The 13,699-nt window shown below is 69.8% G+C and carries 12 protein-coding genes; 3 read left to right on the top strand and 9 right to left on the bottom strand.

The annotated features are described in order from the left end of the window. Positions 1-2: 2 nt before the first annotated feature. Positions 3-857, top strand: a complete 855-nt coding sequence (locus tag SCA01S_RS12855; RefSeq protein WP_062786153.1) for a lysophospholipid acyltransferase family protein — start codon at positions 3-5, stop codon at positions 855-857. On the opposite strand, the gene SCA01S_RS12850 is transcribed toward SCA01S_RS12855, so the two are convergent. From SCA01S_RS12850 to SCA01S_RS12820, 7 genes are read right to left on the bottom strand one after another with little or no spacing between them, the layout of a single operon-like run. Continuing rightward, positions 854-1,312, bottom strand: a complete 459-nt coding sequence (locus SCA01S_RS12850; protein WP_062786150.1) for a type II secretion system protein M — start codon at positions 1,310-1,312, stop codon at positions 854-856. The genes SCA01S_RS12855 and SCA01S_RS12850 overlap by 4 nt on opposite strands. After that, positions 1,309-2,391: a hypothetical protein gene (locus SCA01S_RS22270; RefSeq protein WP_062786147.1), complete on the bottom strand. Its 1,083-nt coding sequence runs from the start codon at positions 2,389-2,391 to the stop codon at positions 1,309-1,311. Before SCA01S_RS22270 ends, SCA01S_RS12850 begins: the two co-directional genes overlap by 4 nt. 1 nt (position 2,392) lies before the next feature. Beyond that, positions 2,393-2,851 (bottom strand): type II secretion system major pseudopilin GspG, encoded by a 459-nt coding sequence (gene gspG, locus SCA01S_RS12840; protein WP_062786144.1) that lies wholly within the window; start codon positions 2,849-2,851, stop codon positions 2,393-2,395. A 3-nt stretch (positions 2,852-2,854) separates the two neighbouring features. Beyond that, positions 2,855-4,063, bottom strand: a complete 1,209-nt coding sequence (locus SCA01S_RS12835) for a type II secretion system F family protein (RefSeq protein WP_062786141.1) — start codon at positions 4,061-4,063, stop codon at positions 2,855-2,857. Beyond that, positions 4,060-5,535, bottom strand: coding sequence for a GspE/PulE family protein (locus SCA01S_RS12830; protein ID WP_062786138.1), 1,476 nt, complete (start codon positions 5,533-5,535; stop codon positions 4,060-4,062). Before SCA01S_RS12830 ends, SCA01S_RS12835 begins: the two co-directional genes overlap by 4 nt. Continuing rightward, positions 5,535-7,703, bottom strand: coding sequence for a type II secretion system secretin GspD (gspD, locus tag SCA01S_RS12825; RefSeq protein ID WP_245652599.1), 2,169 nt, complete (start codon positions 7,701-7,703; stop codon positions 5,535-5,537). The genes SCA01S_RS12830 and gspD overlap by 1 nt, the downstream gene beginning before the upstream one ends. Positions 7,704-7,729: 26 nt before the next feature. After that, positions 7,730-8,551, bottom strand: a complete 822-nt coding sequence (locus tag SCA01S_RS12820) for a type II secretion system protein N (RefSeq protein WP_167542899.1) — start codon at positions 8,549-8,551, stop codon at positions 7,730-7,732. A gap of 122 nt (positions 8,552-8,673) precedes the next feature. On the opposite strand from SCA01S_RS12820, the gene SCA01S_RS12815 reads away from it, so the two are divergent. Continuing rightward, on the top strand, positions 8,674-9,159 hold the full coding sequence (locus SCA01S_RS12815) for an NUDIX domain-containing protein (protein ID WP_062786132.1): 486 nt from the start codon (positions 8,674-8,676) through the stop codon (positions 9,157-9,159). Positions 9,160-9,162: 3 nt separating this feature from the next. Here SCA01S_RS12815 and dinB read toward each other — a convergent pair whose 3' ends face one another. Next, entirely contained in the window at positions 9,163-10,302 is a 1,140-nt protein-coding gene (dinB, locus tag SCA01S_RS12810; protein WP_062786414.1) for a DNA polymerase IV, read from the bottom strand. A gap of 93 nt (positions 10,303-10,395) precedes the next feature. Between dinB and SCA01S_RS12805 the strand changes: the two genes are divergently transcribed. Further along, complete coding sequence (locus SCA01S_RS12805; protein WP_054130690.1) at positions 10,396-11,664, top strand: multidrug effflux MFS transporter; 1,269 nt, start codon at positions 10,396-10,398, stop codon at positions 11,662-11,664. A gap of 7 nt (positions 11,665-11,671) precedes the next feature. Here SCA01S_RS12805 and SCA01S_RS12800 read toward each other — a convergent pair whose 3' ends face one another. Further along, positions 11,672-13,672 (bottom strand): putative bifunctional diguanylate cyclase/phosphodiesterase, encoded by a 2,001-nt coding sequence (locus SCA01S_RS12800; RefSeq protein WP_245652598.1) that lies wholly within the window; start codon positions 13,670-13,672, stop codon positions 11,672-11,674. Positions 13,673-13,699 lie beyond the last annotated feature (27 nt).

The raw sequence follows: 13,699 nt of genomic DNA, 5'->3' as shown, positions 1-13,699 counted from the left end.
CCATGGTCCGCCAGCGCAGCGTCGGCCCCGAGCGCGATGCCCCGATCAGCCTGCTGGGCAAGTTCCGCGTGTTCTGGCGCGCGGTGGGCATTCTGCTCGCCCTGCTGATCTGCGTGCCGCTGCACTATGTGTGGCGCACGGTGCACTATGGCTCGCCGCTGCCGCGCGTGTTCCTTTATCTGGCGGCACGCCTGTGTGGCGCGCGCGTGCGAGTTCACGGCACGCCGCTGCGCCGCGATGTGTTCTACATCAGCAACCACCTGTCGTGGGTGGATATTCTGGCCCTTGGCGGCGCCAGCGGCACGGCCTTTGTGTCCAAGTCTGAAATCGGCCAGGCGCCGGTGGTGGGCTGGCTGTCCCGGCTCAACCGCACGGTCTTCGTCAGCCGCGAAGACCGGCTGGGCGTGGCCGACCAGATCAACCGCCTGCGCGAGGCATTGGCTGACAACTGGGCCATCACCGTCTTTCCCGAAGGCACCACCACCGACGGTCAGTCGCTGCTGCCATTCAAGACATCGATGCTGCGCGTGCTCGAACCTCCGCCACCGGGCGTCCTGGTGCAGCCGGTCGTGCTCGATTACGGCGCCGTGGCGGAATGGATCGGCTGGATCGGCACCGAGGGCGGCATCGCCAATGCCTTGCGCATCCTGGCGCGGCGCGGTTCTTTCCGGCTCGACATCCACTTCCTCGATCCGTTCGATCCGCGCGATTGCCCCGGCCGCAAGGCCATCGCCGCGCAGGCCCGCAACCGCATCGTGCCGGCGATGGAACGCAACCTCGGCAAGCCGCTGCGCCCGTTCCACCTCGACGTGCCGCAAGTGGGCTATACCCGCAGCAAGGAAGACCGCGCCGCCTAGGGCGCAACTATCACGCGTACGTCCACGCTCACGCCGCCTTCGGGCAATGGTGCAAGCGTGATCTGCTGCACGATCAGGCCCTGCCCGCGCAGGGATTCCAGCCAGGCGAGCACCGCACTGCTCGATCCCTGACCCACCAGCCGCACCGATGCCCCCTGCGCCTCTGCCGGAGCGAGGCTGACCCCGCCCTTCACCGCCAGAGCCAACAGGCGGCCAGGATCGATCTTGGCTGGCGCGCCCGCGCCGTCTTCCAGATCGGCAAGCCGGCGCAGCAGGTGCGCGCTGCGTTGCGCGGCTGCCTGATGCTGCGCGCGGGCCGCCTGCCAGGCCTGGGCCAGCGGTACCAGCACGCCCTGCGCCAGGGCGAAAGCCATGGCCAGGCCAACCGCCAGGCTGACCATGCCGCGTTCGCGCGCGGTCAGTGTGGCGAGCCACGCCTGCACCCGCGCCATCATGGCGCCCGCATCGTGATAGTGGCGACAATGCCGGCGCCATCGCGTACCGGCGCCGGTGGCTGGGCCAGGCGCCAGCCATCGCGCTGCAAGGCCAGCAGCACCGCATCGACCGGCGCGGTCTCCCGTGCCGCGAGGGTGAACCGCAAGCTACCCTGCGCCGTGTGCTGCAGGCCGGCGAGGCGCACTCCCGGCGCTGCCCGCAGCGCCTGCCACAACGCGGCAGTGGGCGGCGCCCAGCCATCGGCGCCGGCCTGCGCCCGCAGGCGCGCCGCATTGACCGCCTGTTCTGCGCTGGCCAGATCGGTGACGGCGGGAAAGCGCGCGCCCACTTGTGCTACGCTGGTCGCCGCGATCCGCGCCGCATCCACGCGCCAGCGCATGATCTGCGCCACGGGCACGGCCAGCGCCAGCACGCTGACCAGCACTGCCAGGCGCGCCAGCCGGCGTACCGGCCAGGGGGCGTGCCCCGCCGCGCCACCCTGCATGTCGAGCCAAGGCGCCGCATGTACCTGCAGCAGGCGCGGGCCAAGGTCACCCTCTGCCCAATCCACCACCTGGGCGCCATCGGGCACGAGCGCCTGCCACAGCGGCGCTTCGGCAACAAAGGCCGCCTGGTCGGTGCGCGCCAGCACCATTCCGCGCCCCAGGCTGGCGCGGTGGACCGTGCCCGCTGGCGGCGGCGGCAGCAGCAATCCGGCTGGCAGCAATGCATCGGCACTGCGGCCAATCAACGCTACAACCTGCGCCTGCCAAGCGGTCAGGGCCTGCTGCGCAACCAGCGTCGTCACGACCTGCCCATCGTCCCGGCCCGCCACCGCCGTGCTGCCGGGCGCCAGGGCATGATCCTGCGCCGCCAGCCGCGCCACGGCCAAGGCCTGGTCGGCGGTGGCGGTTTCCTGCGCGGTCAGGGCCAGCACGGGTGCCTGCGCGGCGGGAACCAGCGCGGTGATGCGGCCGCGCCAGCCCGCCAGGTCTTGCCCAGGCGGCAAGGCATCGATACGCCCATCGGCCACGCACCATGCGGCAACCGGCGGCCCGCCGGTTTCGGCCAGCAACAGGATCAGGCCGTGATCCGGCACCTCAGCCGCCCTGCCCCTGCGCCATGATATCGGCATTGGCGCCGGTGCCGCCGGGCTGGCCATCGGCACCCAGCGACATCAGCGCAAACGGCGCGCCATCGCGGCCAGGCACACGATAGAGATAGGGCCTGCCCCAAGGGTCTTTGGGCAAGCGCTGGATATAGCCCCCCTTGCGCCAGGTTTCCGGCACGGCGACATCGGGCGGCGCCTCACGCAGCGCAGCCAGCCCCTGCGCCTGGCTGGGATAGCTGCCCTGGTCCAGCCGAAACATCTCCAGCGCCTGCTCCAGCGTGGCGATATCGCTTTGCGCCTTCACCGCCATGGCGCGATCCTGGCTGGGCATCACGTTGATCAGCACCACCGTGGTCAGCAGGCCCAGGATGAAGATCACCACCATCAGTTCCACCAGGCTGAACCCGTTGGGCGCGGGGCGACGGGGGTGGGCATGCACGACAGCCATGGCTCAATTTCCAACAAGGGTTTGCAATTGCAGGATCGGCAGCAGGATCGCGAGGATGATCAGCGCCACGATCGCCCCCATCACCACGATGATCGCCGGCTCCAGCAGGGCGAGCGCGGTGGCGGCAGTGGCCTCGAACGCGCGATCCAGCGCGTCGGCCGCACTTTCCAGCAGGGGGCCAAGCTGGCCCGATGCCTCGCCACTCGCGGCCATCGCCACCAGCAGCGGCGGAAACAGCCCGGCCTGGGCCAGCCCGGTGGCCAGCGAACCACCCTCGCGCACGCCCTGCGCCACTTGCGCCAGGGCACGGGCATGGCTGTGGTTTGCCGCCGTGCGCGCCGACAGGCGCAAGCCTTCAAGCAGCGGCAAGCGCGCCGCGATCATCGTCGCCAGCGTGCGCGCCAGGGCAGCGGCCTGAGCATCGCGCCACAGCGGCCCGAGCACGGGCAGGCGCAACAGCGCATGATCCACCCGCGCGCGAAACGGCAGCCATGCCAGCGCGCGGACAAACGCCAGCCCGCCCAGCACGATCGCCAGCAGCATGGCCCAGCCCCAGGTGGCGAGAAAGCCCGACACCGCGATGACCGCGCGCGTCAGCCATGGCAGTTGCCGGCTGGCCGCGTCGAACTGCTCCACCACGCGCGGCACCACGGCTACCATCAGGCCGGTAACCACCGCCACGGCCACCGCTGCCAACGCCAGGGGATAGGCCAGCGCACCCGCCAGGCGCGCGCGCACCTGCGCCTGCCGCTCGGCCAGATCGGCCAGGCGCGTGGCGATCTGCGGCAGGCGGCCAGCGCTTTCCCCCGCGCCGATCATCGCGCGATAGACCGGCGGAAACGCGCGCGGCGCGCGGCCCATCGCCTCAGCCAGGCCAAGCCCCTCGCACACTCCGGCGTGGACCGCGCCGATCACCGCGCCTTCCCGCGTGGCGCCGGCCTGGCGCAACATCGTGCGCAACGCCTCTTCCACCGGGCTGACGGCGACGAGCGCGGCCATTTGCCGGGTGAGCAGCGCGCGCCGGGCCAGGCCCAGCCGCAGCCGGGCAACCGGCCGCACGTCGCGCGGTTGTGCAGGATCGACGCGCAGCACATGCCAGCCACGCGCCGCCAGGTTCTGCCGCGCCGCCGCCGGATCGGGCGCGGCCAGGCGGCCCTGCCGCTCGCGCCCCTTGCGATCGAGCGCGCGATAGGTGAACGCCGTGCGGCTCATCCCTCGTGCTGCCGCAAAATTCGCGCCGCCTCTGCCGCGCCGACCGTGCCGGCCAGGACCAAGGCCCGCGCCGCATCGGCCAGGCGCGGGTTGGTGGCAAAGGCATGGGCAACCAGCGCGTCCTCGCCGGCGTCATCGTGAATCAGGAGGCGCAGGCTGTCATCAGCCCACAGCGCCTCGAACACGCCGACGCGGCCTTGGTGCCCGCTGTCGCCACAAGCCGCGCAGCCTGGGGCATCGCTGACCATCGTATCCACGGGCAGGCCCAGCGCCGTGGCAAGGCGCGGCGGCGCGGGCACCGAAACGCGGCATTGCGGGCACAGCCGCCGCACCAGCCGCTGCGCCAGCACAGCGCGCAGCGTGGCGGCCAGCAGGAACGGCTCCACCCCCATGTCGCGCAGCCGGGTAACGGCGCCAACCGCATCGTTGGTATGCACCGTTGCCAGCACGAGATGCCCGGTCAGCGCAGCCTGCACGGCAATCTGCGCGGTTTCGGCGTCGCGAATTTCTCCCACCATCACCACGTCAGGGTCTTGCCGCAAGATCGCGCGCAACCCGGCCGCGAAGGTGAGGCCCAGGCGCGGATTGACCTGGGTTTGCCCAACGCCATCGACGGCATATTCCACCGGGTCTTCGACCGTGAGGATATTGCGCGCGCCATCGCCCAGCAGGCCAAGCGCGGCATAGAGCGTGGTGGTCTTGCCCGAACCGGTTGGCCCAGTGACCAGCACGATGCCATTGGGCTGGGCCAGCGCGCGGCGCAGCACGGCATCGGCCGCCTGATCCAGCCCGAGTGTGGCCAGATCGATGCCAGCGCGCGCCTTGTCGAGCAGTCGCAGCACGACCCGCTCTCCCGCGCGCGAGGGCAGCGTGGACACGCGCACGTCCACCAGCCGGCCGGCCAGATCGAGCGCCATGCGGCCATCCTGGGGCAGCCGCCGTTCGGCAATGTCCAGCCGCGCCATGACCTTGATGCGGCTGGCGAGAAGCGGCGCGACATGCGCGGGCAGGCGCAGCATTTCGGCGAGTTGCCCATCACGGCGCAGGCGCACGACCAGCGCCTGTTCATAGGGTTCCAGATGGATATCCGATGCGCCCTGGCGTAGCCCTTCGGCCAGCAGGCCATTGATCAGGCGAATTACCGGGGCATCGTCGGTGCTGCCCAAGAGGTCTTCGGCGCTGGGCAGATCGAGCGCGGCGGGTGCTGTATCATCGCGTGCCAGCGCATCGGCGGCGGCCATGGCACCATCGGCATAGACCTGCGCCAGCAGCGCCTCGAACGCGGGGGGCGGCACGCGGCGCCAGCTGGCGATCGGCCCGCCCAGCCGCCGCACGTCGAGCAGCGTCAGCGCGCTGGCTCCTTCGCGCAAGACCACGGCCAGCCCGCCTGGCTCGCGCCCCTCCACCAGCAGGCCCATGGTGCGGGCCGCAGCGTAATCGGGGCGCCAGGTGGCGGTGTCCTCCACCGGCATCACGGCTGCACCCCGGTTTGGGCTACCGCCGGACCGGGCGGACGGATCACCGTGTCGCTGGCCCCGCTTGCTGCTGGCCGTGCCGTTCCCAGGTAATCGCGGACCAGTTCATCGATCGACGGTTCCTGCCCCGGGGCATAGGCCACCTGCGCGCCGCGCACGGCATCCATGCGCCGCGCCGTCAGCGCCGCGCGGCCCGCCCCGTCGCGCAGGATGGTGGGGCGAATGAACACCATCAGGTTGGTTTTCACATGGCTTTTGCTGCGCGAACGAAACAGTTCGCCCAGCAGCGGCACATCGCCCAGCAACGGCACCTTTTCCAACGTGCGCCGCTCGGCATCGTCGAGCAGGCCGCCCAGCGCGATGATCTCCCCATCGCCGACAGTGACGGTGGTGCGGATCTCCCGCTTGTTGACCACCAGTTCGCTGTTGGTGGACGAGACCGGCCCCGCCACCGAACTGACCTGCTGCCGCAGATCGAGCCGCACGGCATTGCCGGCGTTGATCTGCGGCGTGACGTCCAGCTCTATCCCCACGTTCTGGCGCTGGATCGTACGGAATGCGCCGGTCAGCGAATTGGACAGCGCCTCTCCCGTCGCCACCGGGATTTCCTTGCCAAACAGAATGGAGGCCGGGACGTTGTTGTTGGTGACGATATGCGGGGTGGACAGCACGTTGGACTTGCTGTCGGCCCGCACGGCATCGATCAGGGTGCCGAAAAAGCCCGATCCGCCCAGGCTGGTCGCCCAGCCGGCAATGCCGCCGCGCGCGGCAAGCGCAGCCTGCGCGGCATTCTGGCGCAAGAGATCAGCCGTGGCGCCAGAGGTGCTGGTGGTGACAGTGGCGCCATTGATCACCGTGGTCGTCTGATCCAGCCGATCGGCATAGAGGCCGCCGGCTAGATCGAGGATATTGGCCGCGCCGTTGGAAAAGCTGGTGACGGCAAAGGGCGCATCCTTGCCGCCGACAAGCAGTTGCACACCCAGTTTTTGCGCCACATCGTCAGACACTTCGACGATGATCGCCTCGACCAGCACCTGCTGCTGCGGCAGATCGAGGGCATGGACCAGATCGGCCAGGCGGCGCTGTTCATCGGCCGGGGCGGCAATGATCACGGCATTGGCACCGGGATAGCGGGTGATCGTCGCCGTGCCGCGCCCGCCATCGAGGCGGATGGGGCCATTGCCCAGGCCGCCGGTGGTACCGCCGGAGGGATTGGCCGGCACGCTCGCCTCCTGGCCCGGCGCACTGGCGCTGCCCGCAGCGGCGCTGGCCCCAGCGCTACCCATGTTGCCCAGCGACACCGGCGCGGCCGATCCGGCGCTGGCCTCTGCGCCGCTGCCGCCCACCAGCCGTTCGAGCACGGGCACGAGCAGCGCGGCATCGGCATGGTCGAGCCAGATGACCCGGATTCCCCCACCCTGCCCGGCGCGCACATCGAGGCGCCGCGCCACATCGGCGAGCCGCGCCAGGGTGGCCGGATCGCCGCGCAGCACCACGGCATTGGCGCTGTCCACGGCCACCACGCTGGCCGGGCTGCGCCCGCCTTCGCCTGCGGCCATCAGTTGGGCCAGGGCGCTTGCCACCTCGCGCGCGCCGGCATGGGCCAGATCGAGCGTGAGCACGGCGGCGCGGTCCTGGTCAATCTGGCGTACCAAGGCGCGAATGCGAGCGAGGTTGTCGGCATAATCGACCACGACCAGCGAATTGCCCGCCTTGTTGGCCGTGAGCGCGCCGTCCTTGCTGACCAGCGGGCGCAGTGTATCGAGCGCCTGAACCGCATCGGCAGCGCGCAGGCGCACGATTTCGGTGACCATCTGGTTGCGCGCTGCCATGCCCCGCCCGGCAGGCGCGGCGGTGGGCTGGCTGGCCGCACCCTCCACCGGCTGGATGCGAAACGCGCCGTTGCCGGTGGGTACGGCAACCAGGCCGTTGGCACGCAGCGTGGCCAGGAACACCTCGAAATATTCGCTGGCGCTCAAGGTCCGCTCACTCGCCACGCTAACTTTGCCGGCAACCCGCGCGTCGACGATGAACGTGCGGCCAGTCACTTCGGCGGCATCGGCGATGAAGGCGCGCATATCCGCTTCGCGCACGTTGAGGCGATACTGCGCCTGCGCTGCCAGCGGCCAGGCCAGCGCGAGCGCTAGTGCGGCGAGCCTGGGCAAGCCCTCACACTTCAAAAGCCGCCCCATCATTGTCCCCCGCCGGCCGGGCCAAGCGAGAGCGCCAGATCGTGCCCGGCGCGGCGCACCGTTACCGCAACGGCCTGACCGGCCGCCAGCATGGCCTCGATCTGCCGGGCATCGCGTGCGTCGCGCACGGGCTTGCCGCGCAGCGCCACGATCCGGTCTCCAGGCAAAAGGCCCAGGGACTGCGCCTCGCCCACTGCGCCAGACGCTACCAAACCTGGCGCGCCGTGCGCGGCATCGGCAACACGGAAGCGGGGCGCCGGTGGCTTGCCGCCGGTGCTGTCAGCCGGCCGACCATCCTGCGCGGCGAGGCGCAGCACCAGCGTGCCCCCGGCGCGCTGCAGCACCACATGATCGAACGCCACCTGCACCAGCCGCACGCCAGGCGCGATGTCCGCCCCCTGCGGCACCGCGCGCTGCACCCCGTCGGCGCCGACCAGGATCGCGCCGCCGCCCTGCCCATCGACCGTCGATCGCGTGCCGAGCAGAGTGAACGGCAGCGCGGCACCCGCCGCACCGCCCCCGCCACCGTCACCGCCATCTGGCACATCGCGCGCAAATGGATCGAATTGGGCAAAAAGCGCGGCGCGCGCCGGGGCGTCAAGCACCACCAGGCCGGCGTTGTCGCCCGCCGTCGCCGGCCTGAGCGGCGCCAAGAGTACCCAGCCGAGCATGGCAAGCAGCGCCGCCACACTGCCCAGGAGCGCCACTTCGGCAAGGAGCGCGACCAGCGGTGGTCTACCAAAGCGCGGTGAGGCCATGCGCCAGCGCCAGTCTGGCCAGCGCCACAAGGCCTGCCCCGCCAACGATGCCGATCCCGCCATGCCCTGCGCCTGCTTGCCCATTGTCTGCCCCACCCATTGCCGCAGCCAGGGTAAGCCACAGGCCCGCGCGCAGGATGCGCGAAAGGCTCGATTTCGGTGGCTCTAGCCGCTAGGCCAAGGGCATGCCCGCCTGGTTTCCATCTTCCTGGCACCGCGCCCTGCTGCGGCTGGCCCATCGGCTGCGCGTGGCCTGGTGGCGCTGGCGCCGCGCGCCGGTGCCCGGCTGCATGGTCGTGGCGCGCGATGCGCAAGGCCGCGTGCTGCTGGTGCGGCACAGCTATCACCACAGCCATGCCTGGATGCTGCCCGGCGGAGGCCTGGCGCGCGGGGAAAGCCCGGTGGCAACCGCCGCGCGCGAACTGGCCGAGGAAACCGGCTGCACGCTGCACGATGCGGTGCATTTTACCGATCACCTGCGCGATCGCGGCGGCTGGCTCAACCAGATCGCGCTGGTGGCGGGAACCGCGCTGGGCAGCCCGCGCGCAGATGGCCGCGAGCTACTGGAGGCAGCGTTCTTTCCGATCGACGCGCTGCCCGAAACCACCAGCCCGGCCACGCGCGAGATGATTGCCTTGTGGCAGGATCACGCGCGCCGGCAGCAGCGATAGGCATCAAAATGGCAGCTGCGCCTGCCCCGGCGGCGCGGCAACAGCGGCTGGCTGGCCCGGCTCTTCCAGTGCCGAGAGCGTTACCCCCATCAGCCGCACCGGCTGTGGCAGCGGCAAGACCTGGTCGAGCAGGCCGCGTGCCACATCGGCCAGTGCATCGCGGCTCGCCACCGGGGTTGCCAGCGAACGGGCACGGCTCATCGCCGTAAAGTCCTTGAACTTCAGCTTGAGCGTCACGGTGCGGCCAGTCACGTCGGCCCGTGCCACGCGATCCCACGCCAGGTCGATGATCGTTTCCAGCGTTTCACGCAGGACTGGGCCCGACGACAGGTCACGATCGAACGTGCGCTCTGCCCCCACAGACTTGCGCGGCCGATCGGCGGTCACCGCGCGCAGATCAATCCCCCGCGCGGCGCGATAGAGATAATCGGCCTGGGCACCAAAATGCTGGCGCAAGGTGGCCAGGCTTTGCGCGCGCAGGTCTGCTCCGGTGGCAATGCCCAGCGCCGCCATCTTTTCCGCGCCGCGCGGCCCCACCCCATGAAACCGGGCTACCGGCAGGCCGGCGACGAAGGCCGCCCCCTCACCCGGGCGGATCACGCACAGGCCATCGGGCTTGTTCTGGTCACTCGCCAGCTTGGCCAGGAACTTGTTGTAGGACACCCCGGCGCTGGCGGTCAGCCCGGTCTGCGCGCGGATGCGCTGGCGAATGAGTTCGGCGATACGCGTCGCCGATCCGATCCCGCGCAAGTCACGCGTGACATCGAGATAGGCCTCGTCGAGCGACAGCGGCTCCACATCGGGGGTGTAATCCAGGAAGATCGCGCGAATCTGTTGCGACACCGTGCGATAGACATCGAAGCGCGGCCGGCGGAAGATCAGATCAGGGCACAGCTGCACCGCGCGTGCCGAGGGCATGGCCGAACGCACGCCGAACTTGCGCGCCTCATAGCTGGCCGCGGCCACCACCCCGCGCGCGGCATTGCCGCCCACGGCCACAGGCTTGCCGCGCAGCTCGGGCGCGTCGCGCTGCTCCACGCTGGCATAGAAGGCATCCATGTCGACATGGATGATCTTGCGCAGGCCCGGCGCCTCATCGGCATCGGGCACGGGAAAAGGGGGCGAAGGCGGGGATTCGGACATCGGCATGAATGCGGCGTCCGTCATGCCACAAACAACGGTCAAGGGCTGCAACAAAACCTTGGATTGCCGCGCCCTGCCTGCCATAGGATCGTTATGCAACCTGACTATCCAGCCCGACGGCGCCCGATCAAGGCGCTGGGTGGGCGCGAATTCATTGCCATGATGGCGCTGCTCATGGCGCTTCAGGCGCTGGCCATCGATGCCATGCTGCCTGGGCTCGGGCAGATCGCCGCAGACCTGGGCGTCAGCGATCCCAATCGCCGCCAGCTGGTGGTGGGGATATTCCTGGTTTCGGCCGGCGTGGGCGCGCTGGTGCCTGGCGCGCTGGCCGATCGCCACGGCCGGCGCCCGGTGCTGCTGGTCACGATCGTGCTCTATGTCGCGCTGGCCCTGGGCTGCGCCATGGCGCCTGATTTCGATACCCTGCTGGTGCTGCGCGCACTGCATGCGGTGTCGAGTGCCGGTGTGGCGGTGCTGCCGGCCGCGATCGTGCGCGATCGTTTTGCCGGAGACCAGATGGCACGCACCCTGTCGACCGTCTCCACCGTGTTCATGGTCGTGCCGATGCTGGCGCCCAGTGTGGGGCAATTCGTGCTGCTGTTTGCCGGCTGGCGCTGGATCTTCGGGGTGCTGGCGGTGCTGGCAACGATCATGGGCGTGTGGGTGTTCATGCGCCTGCCCGAAACGCTCGACCCGGCCAACCGCCAGCCGATCATGCCGATGACCATCGCGCGCAACATGGCCCATTCGGCGATCGAGCGGTCTTCGGCCGGCTATGTCCTGGGGGCAGCGCTCGTGTTCGGGGCGATGTTCGGATACATCAACTGCTCGCAGCAACTCGTGGCGGAACACTTTGGCGCGGGGCACTATTTCCCGCTGATCTTTGGCGCCACGGCCCTGTCGCTGTCGTTCTCCAATTTCTTCAACGCCCGCATCGTCGAACGCTTTGGCGCGCGGCGCGTGTCGCAGACGGCGCTGCTGGCGTGCATCTGCCTCAGCCTGTTGCAGGTGCATTTCGCCTTCAGCCCGCACCAGACGCTGCTGCGCTTCATGCCGGTGATGGCCGCCAACATTTGCGCGATGGGCTTTATCGGCGCCAATTTCAGCTCGATCGCGCTGCAGCCCTTTGCCCGCACCGCAGGCGCGGCCAGTTCGATGCAGATGTTCATGCGCACGCTGATCGGCTCGCTGATCGGCATCGCCATCGGCCAGGTCTATGACGGCACGGCGCGGCCCTTGTCGCTGGCATTCGTCACCTGCGGGCTGCTATCGCTGTGCCTTGTGCTCTATTCCGAGCGCGGCCGCCTATTTCGCCGCCTGATTCCGCCGGGCGGGGAGCGGGTGCTGGTAGACGTGCACTGACCGGCGCTTAGGCGACGGCGCGGCCCATCGCGGCCAGGGCCACGTCGGCACGTTCCGGCCGGGCAAAGTGATAGCCCTGCATCAGGCGGATGCCGAGCGCACGGGCCGTGGCGACCTGCGCTTCATCCTCCACGCCTTCGATCATGCACTCGATGCCCAGTTGCCAGGCAAACGAGACGATCGTGCCCACGATCGCCCGCGCGCCCGGATCGCTGGACAGCGCGGCGGCCAGCCCGCGATCGATCTTGACCATGTCGAGCGGCAGATCGCGCAATTGCGACAGGCTTGACCAGCCCGCCCCGAAATCATCGAGCGCGAGGCGGAAACCCGCTGCCCGGAACGCCTCGAGCTGGGCGTGGGCGCGGCGCGGATCGGCGATCAGCGCCGCTTCGGTCACTTCCAGCATGAAGCGCGCGGGGTCGGCGCCGGCATCGCGCACCAGCCGGGCAAGGGAGTCGACCGCGCCCTCGCGCGTCACATCGCGCGGGGTCAGGTTGATCGCCACCGTCAGCCCCTGGCGCCAGGCATCGCATTCGGCCAGCGTCCGGCCAATCACCGCCTGGGTCAGTTCGCCGGTGCGGCCGGTCGCCGCGGCCAGATCGATGAACTCGCCCGGTGCCAGCCAGGTCTGGCCATCGGGCGACCAGCGGGCAAAGGCCTCGAACCCGACGACCGCCAGGCTGTCCACGTCATAATAGGGCTGGTAGAGCAGGCGCAGCCGATCATCCAACAGGCAATCGTTGAACTGGCGAGTCATCGCGCTGCGCTGCTGCAGGGCGGTTTCGTCGTCCGGGCCAAATAGCACGATGGCGCCCTCGCCCCGCTTCTTGGCCTTGTAGAGCGCGGCGTCGGCGCGTTCCAGGCAGGCGCCCACGCTAGGCCCGCGCACGCGATGAAGGCCGGTGGAAGCGTGCAGGCGCAGGCTGACTCCGTTGTGAAGCACCGGCGCGCGCACCGACTGCGCCAGGTCTTGCGCGGCAGCGGTAACGCCGGTGGCATCGAGCCGGCCATCAAACAGGATCGCGAATTCATCGCCGCCCAAGCGCCCATGCGCGAGGACGCCGGAAATCGCACCGATGCGCGTGGCCACCGCGCGCAGCACATCATCACCGGCGGCATGGCCATAGGTGTCGTTGACGTGCTTGAACCCGTCGAGATCGAGCAGGGCCAGCCACGGCGCCGCCAATTCATTCCGGGCCACATCCTGATCCAACCGCGCCAGGATTGCCCGGCGGTTGAGCGCCCCGGTCAGGGCATCGCGCGAGGCCTGTTCGAAATTCCTTTCCGCCAGCCGCGCCGCCAGGCGTTCGCGCCGCGCCAATTGCTGGCGTGACAACTCCAACCGCACGAAATCGGCATGGAAGCCGAATGTCATGGCCAGCACGGTGAGATTGGCCATGACCAGCAGCAGGACCACCGGCCACAAGTGCGCGCCATCCACCACGAGATAGACGGTGCAAGCCGGCACGGTGGAGGCAAATACCAGCCGCAGCGCCGCCGCCGGAGCATGCGCCAGCCCGAGCACCCCTGCCACGGAAATTACCGAGAGCAACACGCAGAGCAATGCGCGCTGCGCCTCGCCGCCGACACAATAGAGATAGAGGGCCCACAGCACCGCAAACAGCACCGAAAGGCCCACGCTGGTTGGCAGCGCATCGAGATCCTTGCGCCGCAGCGCCAGAGGCCGGCGCTCCACTTGCACAGGCAGCCAGTGCCACCCGCGCTCTGCCACGAACACCATCATGACAACGCCCGGCACCAGCACCGGCCACGGCACGGTGCCGGCCACCCGCATGATCACCAGCCCGACCGCCAGCAACGACAGCAACGACAGCAGCGGCAGCCGGCGGGAGAGATTGTGCGTATAGGCCGCGACCATCGCCTCCCCGCGGTACGCGCGCCGGTGGGCCCCATCCATGATCGCGCCCAACAGCGCCCCTATCACCCGGCTGCGGGCGCGCAGGCGCGGACGCAGCGGCAAGGATTCGGCCGCGATGGCAGCGACCATCCCAACCTGTTCCGCCTGAGGGTTTCC

This window comes from Novosphingobium capsulatum NBRC 12533, assembly GCF_001598375.1.
Classification (GTDB): Bacteria; Pseudomonadota; Alphaproteobacteria; order Sphingomonadales; family Sphingomonadaceae; genus Novosphingobium; species Novosphingobium capsulatum.
The sequence above is the reverse complement of the archived record's forward strand: the minus strand, read 5'-3'. Positions and strand labels throughout refer to the sequence as shown.

Coding starts and splice junctions, on each gene's coding strand:
- SCA01S_RS12855 (WP_062786153.1), top strand. CDS start 3: ATGGTCCGCCAGCGCAGCGTCGGCCCCGAGCGCGATGCCCCGATCAGC.
- SCA01S_RS12850 (WP_062786150.1), bottom strand. CDS start 1,312: ATGATGGCGCGGGTGCAGGCGTGGCTCGCCACACTGACCGCGCGCGAA.
- gspG (WP_062786144.1), bottom strand. CDS start 2,851: ATGGCTGTCGTGCATGCCCACCCCCGTCGCCCCGCGCCCAACGGGTTC.
- SCA01S_RS12835 (WP_062786141.1), bottom strand. CDS start 4,063: ATGAGCCGCACGGCGTTCACCTATCGCGCGCTCGATCGCAAGGGGCGC.
- SCA01S_RS12830 (WP_062786138.1), bottom strand. CDS start 5,535: ATGCCGGTGGAGGACACCGCCACCTGGCGCCCCGATTACGCTGCGGCC.
- SCA01S_RS12820 (WP_167542899.1), bottom strand. CDS start 8,551: ATGGCGGGATCGGCATCGTTGGCGGGGCAGGCCTTGTGGCGCTGGCCA.
- SCA01S_RS12815 (WP_062786132.1), top strand. CDS start 8,674: ATGCCCGCCTGGTTTCCATCTTCCTGGCACCGCGCCCTGCTGCGGCTG.
- dinB (WP_062786414.1), bottom strand. CDS start 10,302: ATGTCCGAATCCCCGCCTTCGCCCCCTTTTCCCGTGCCCGATGCCGAT.
- SCA01S_RS12805 (WP_054130690.1), top strand. CDS start 10,396: ATGCAACCTGACTATCCAGCCCGACGGCGCCCGATCAAGGCGCTGGGT.
- SCA01S_RS12800 (WP_245652598.1), bottom strand. CDS start 13,672: ATGGTCGCTGCCATCGCGGCCGAATCCTTGCCGCTGCGTCCGCGCCTG.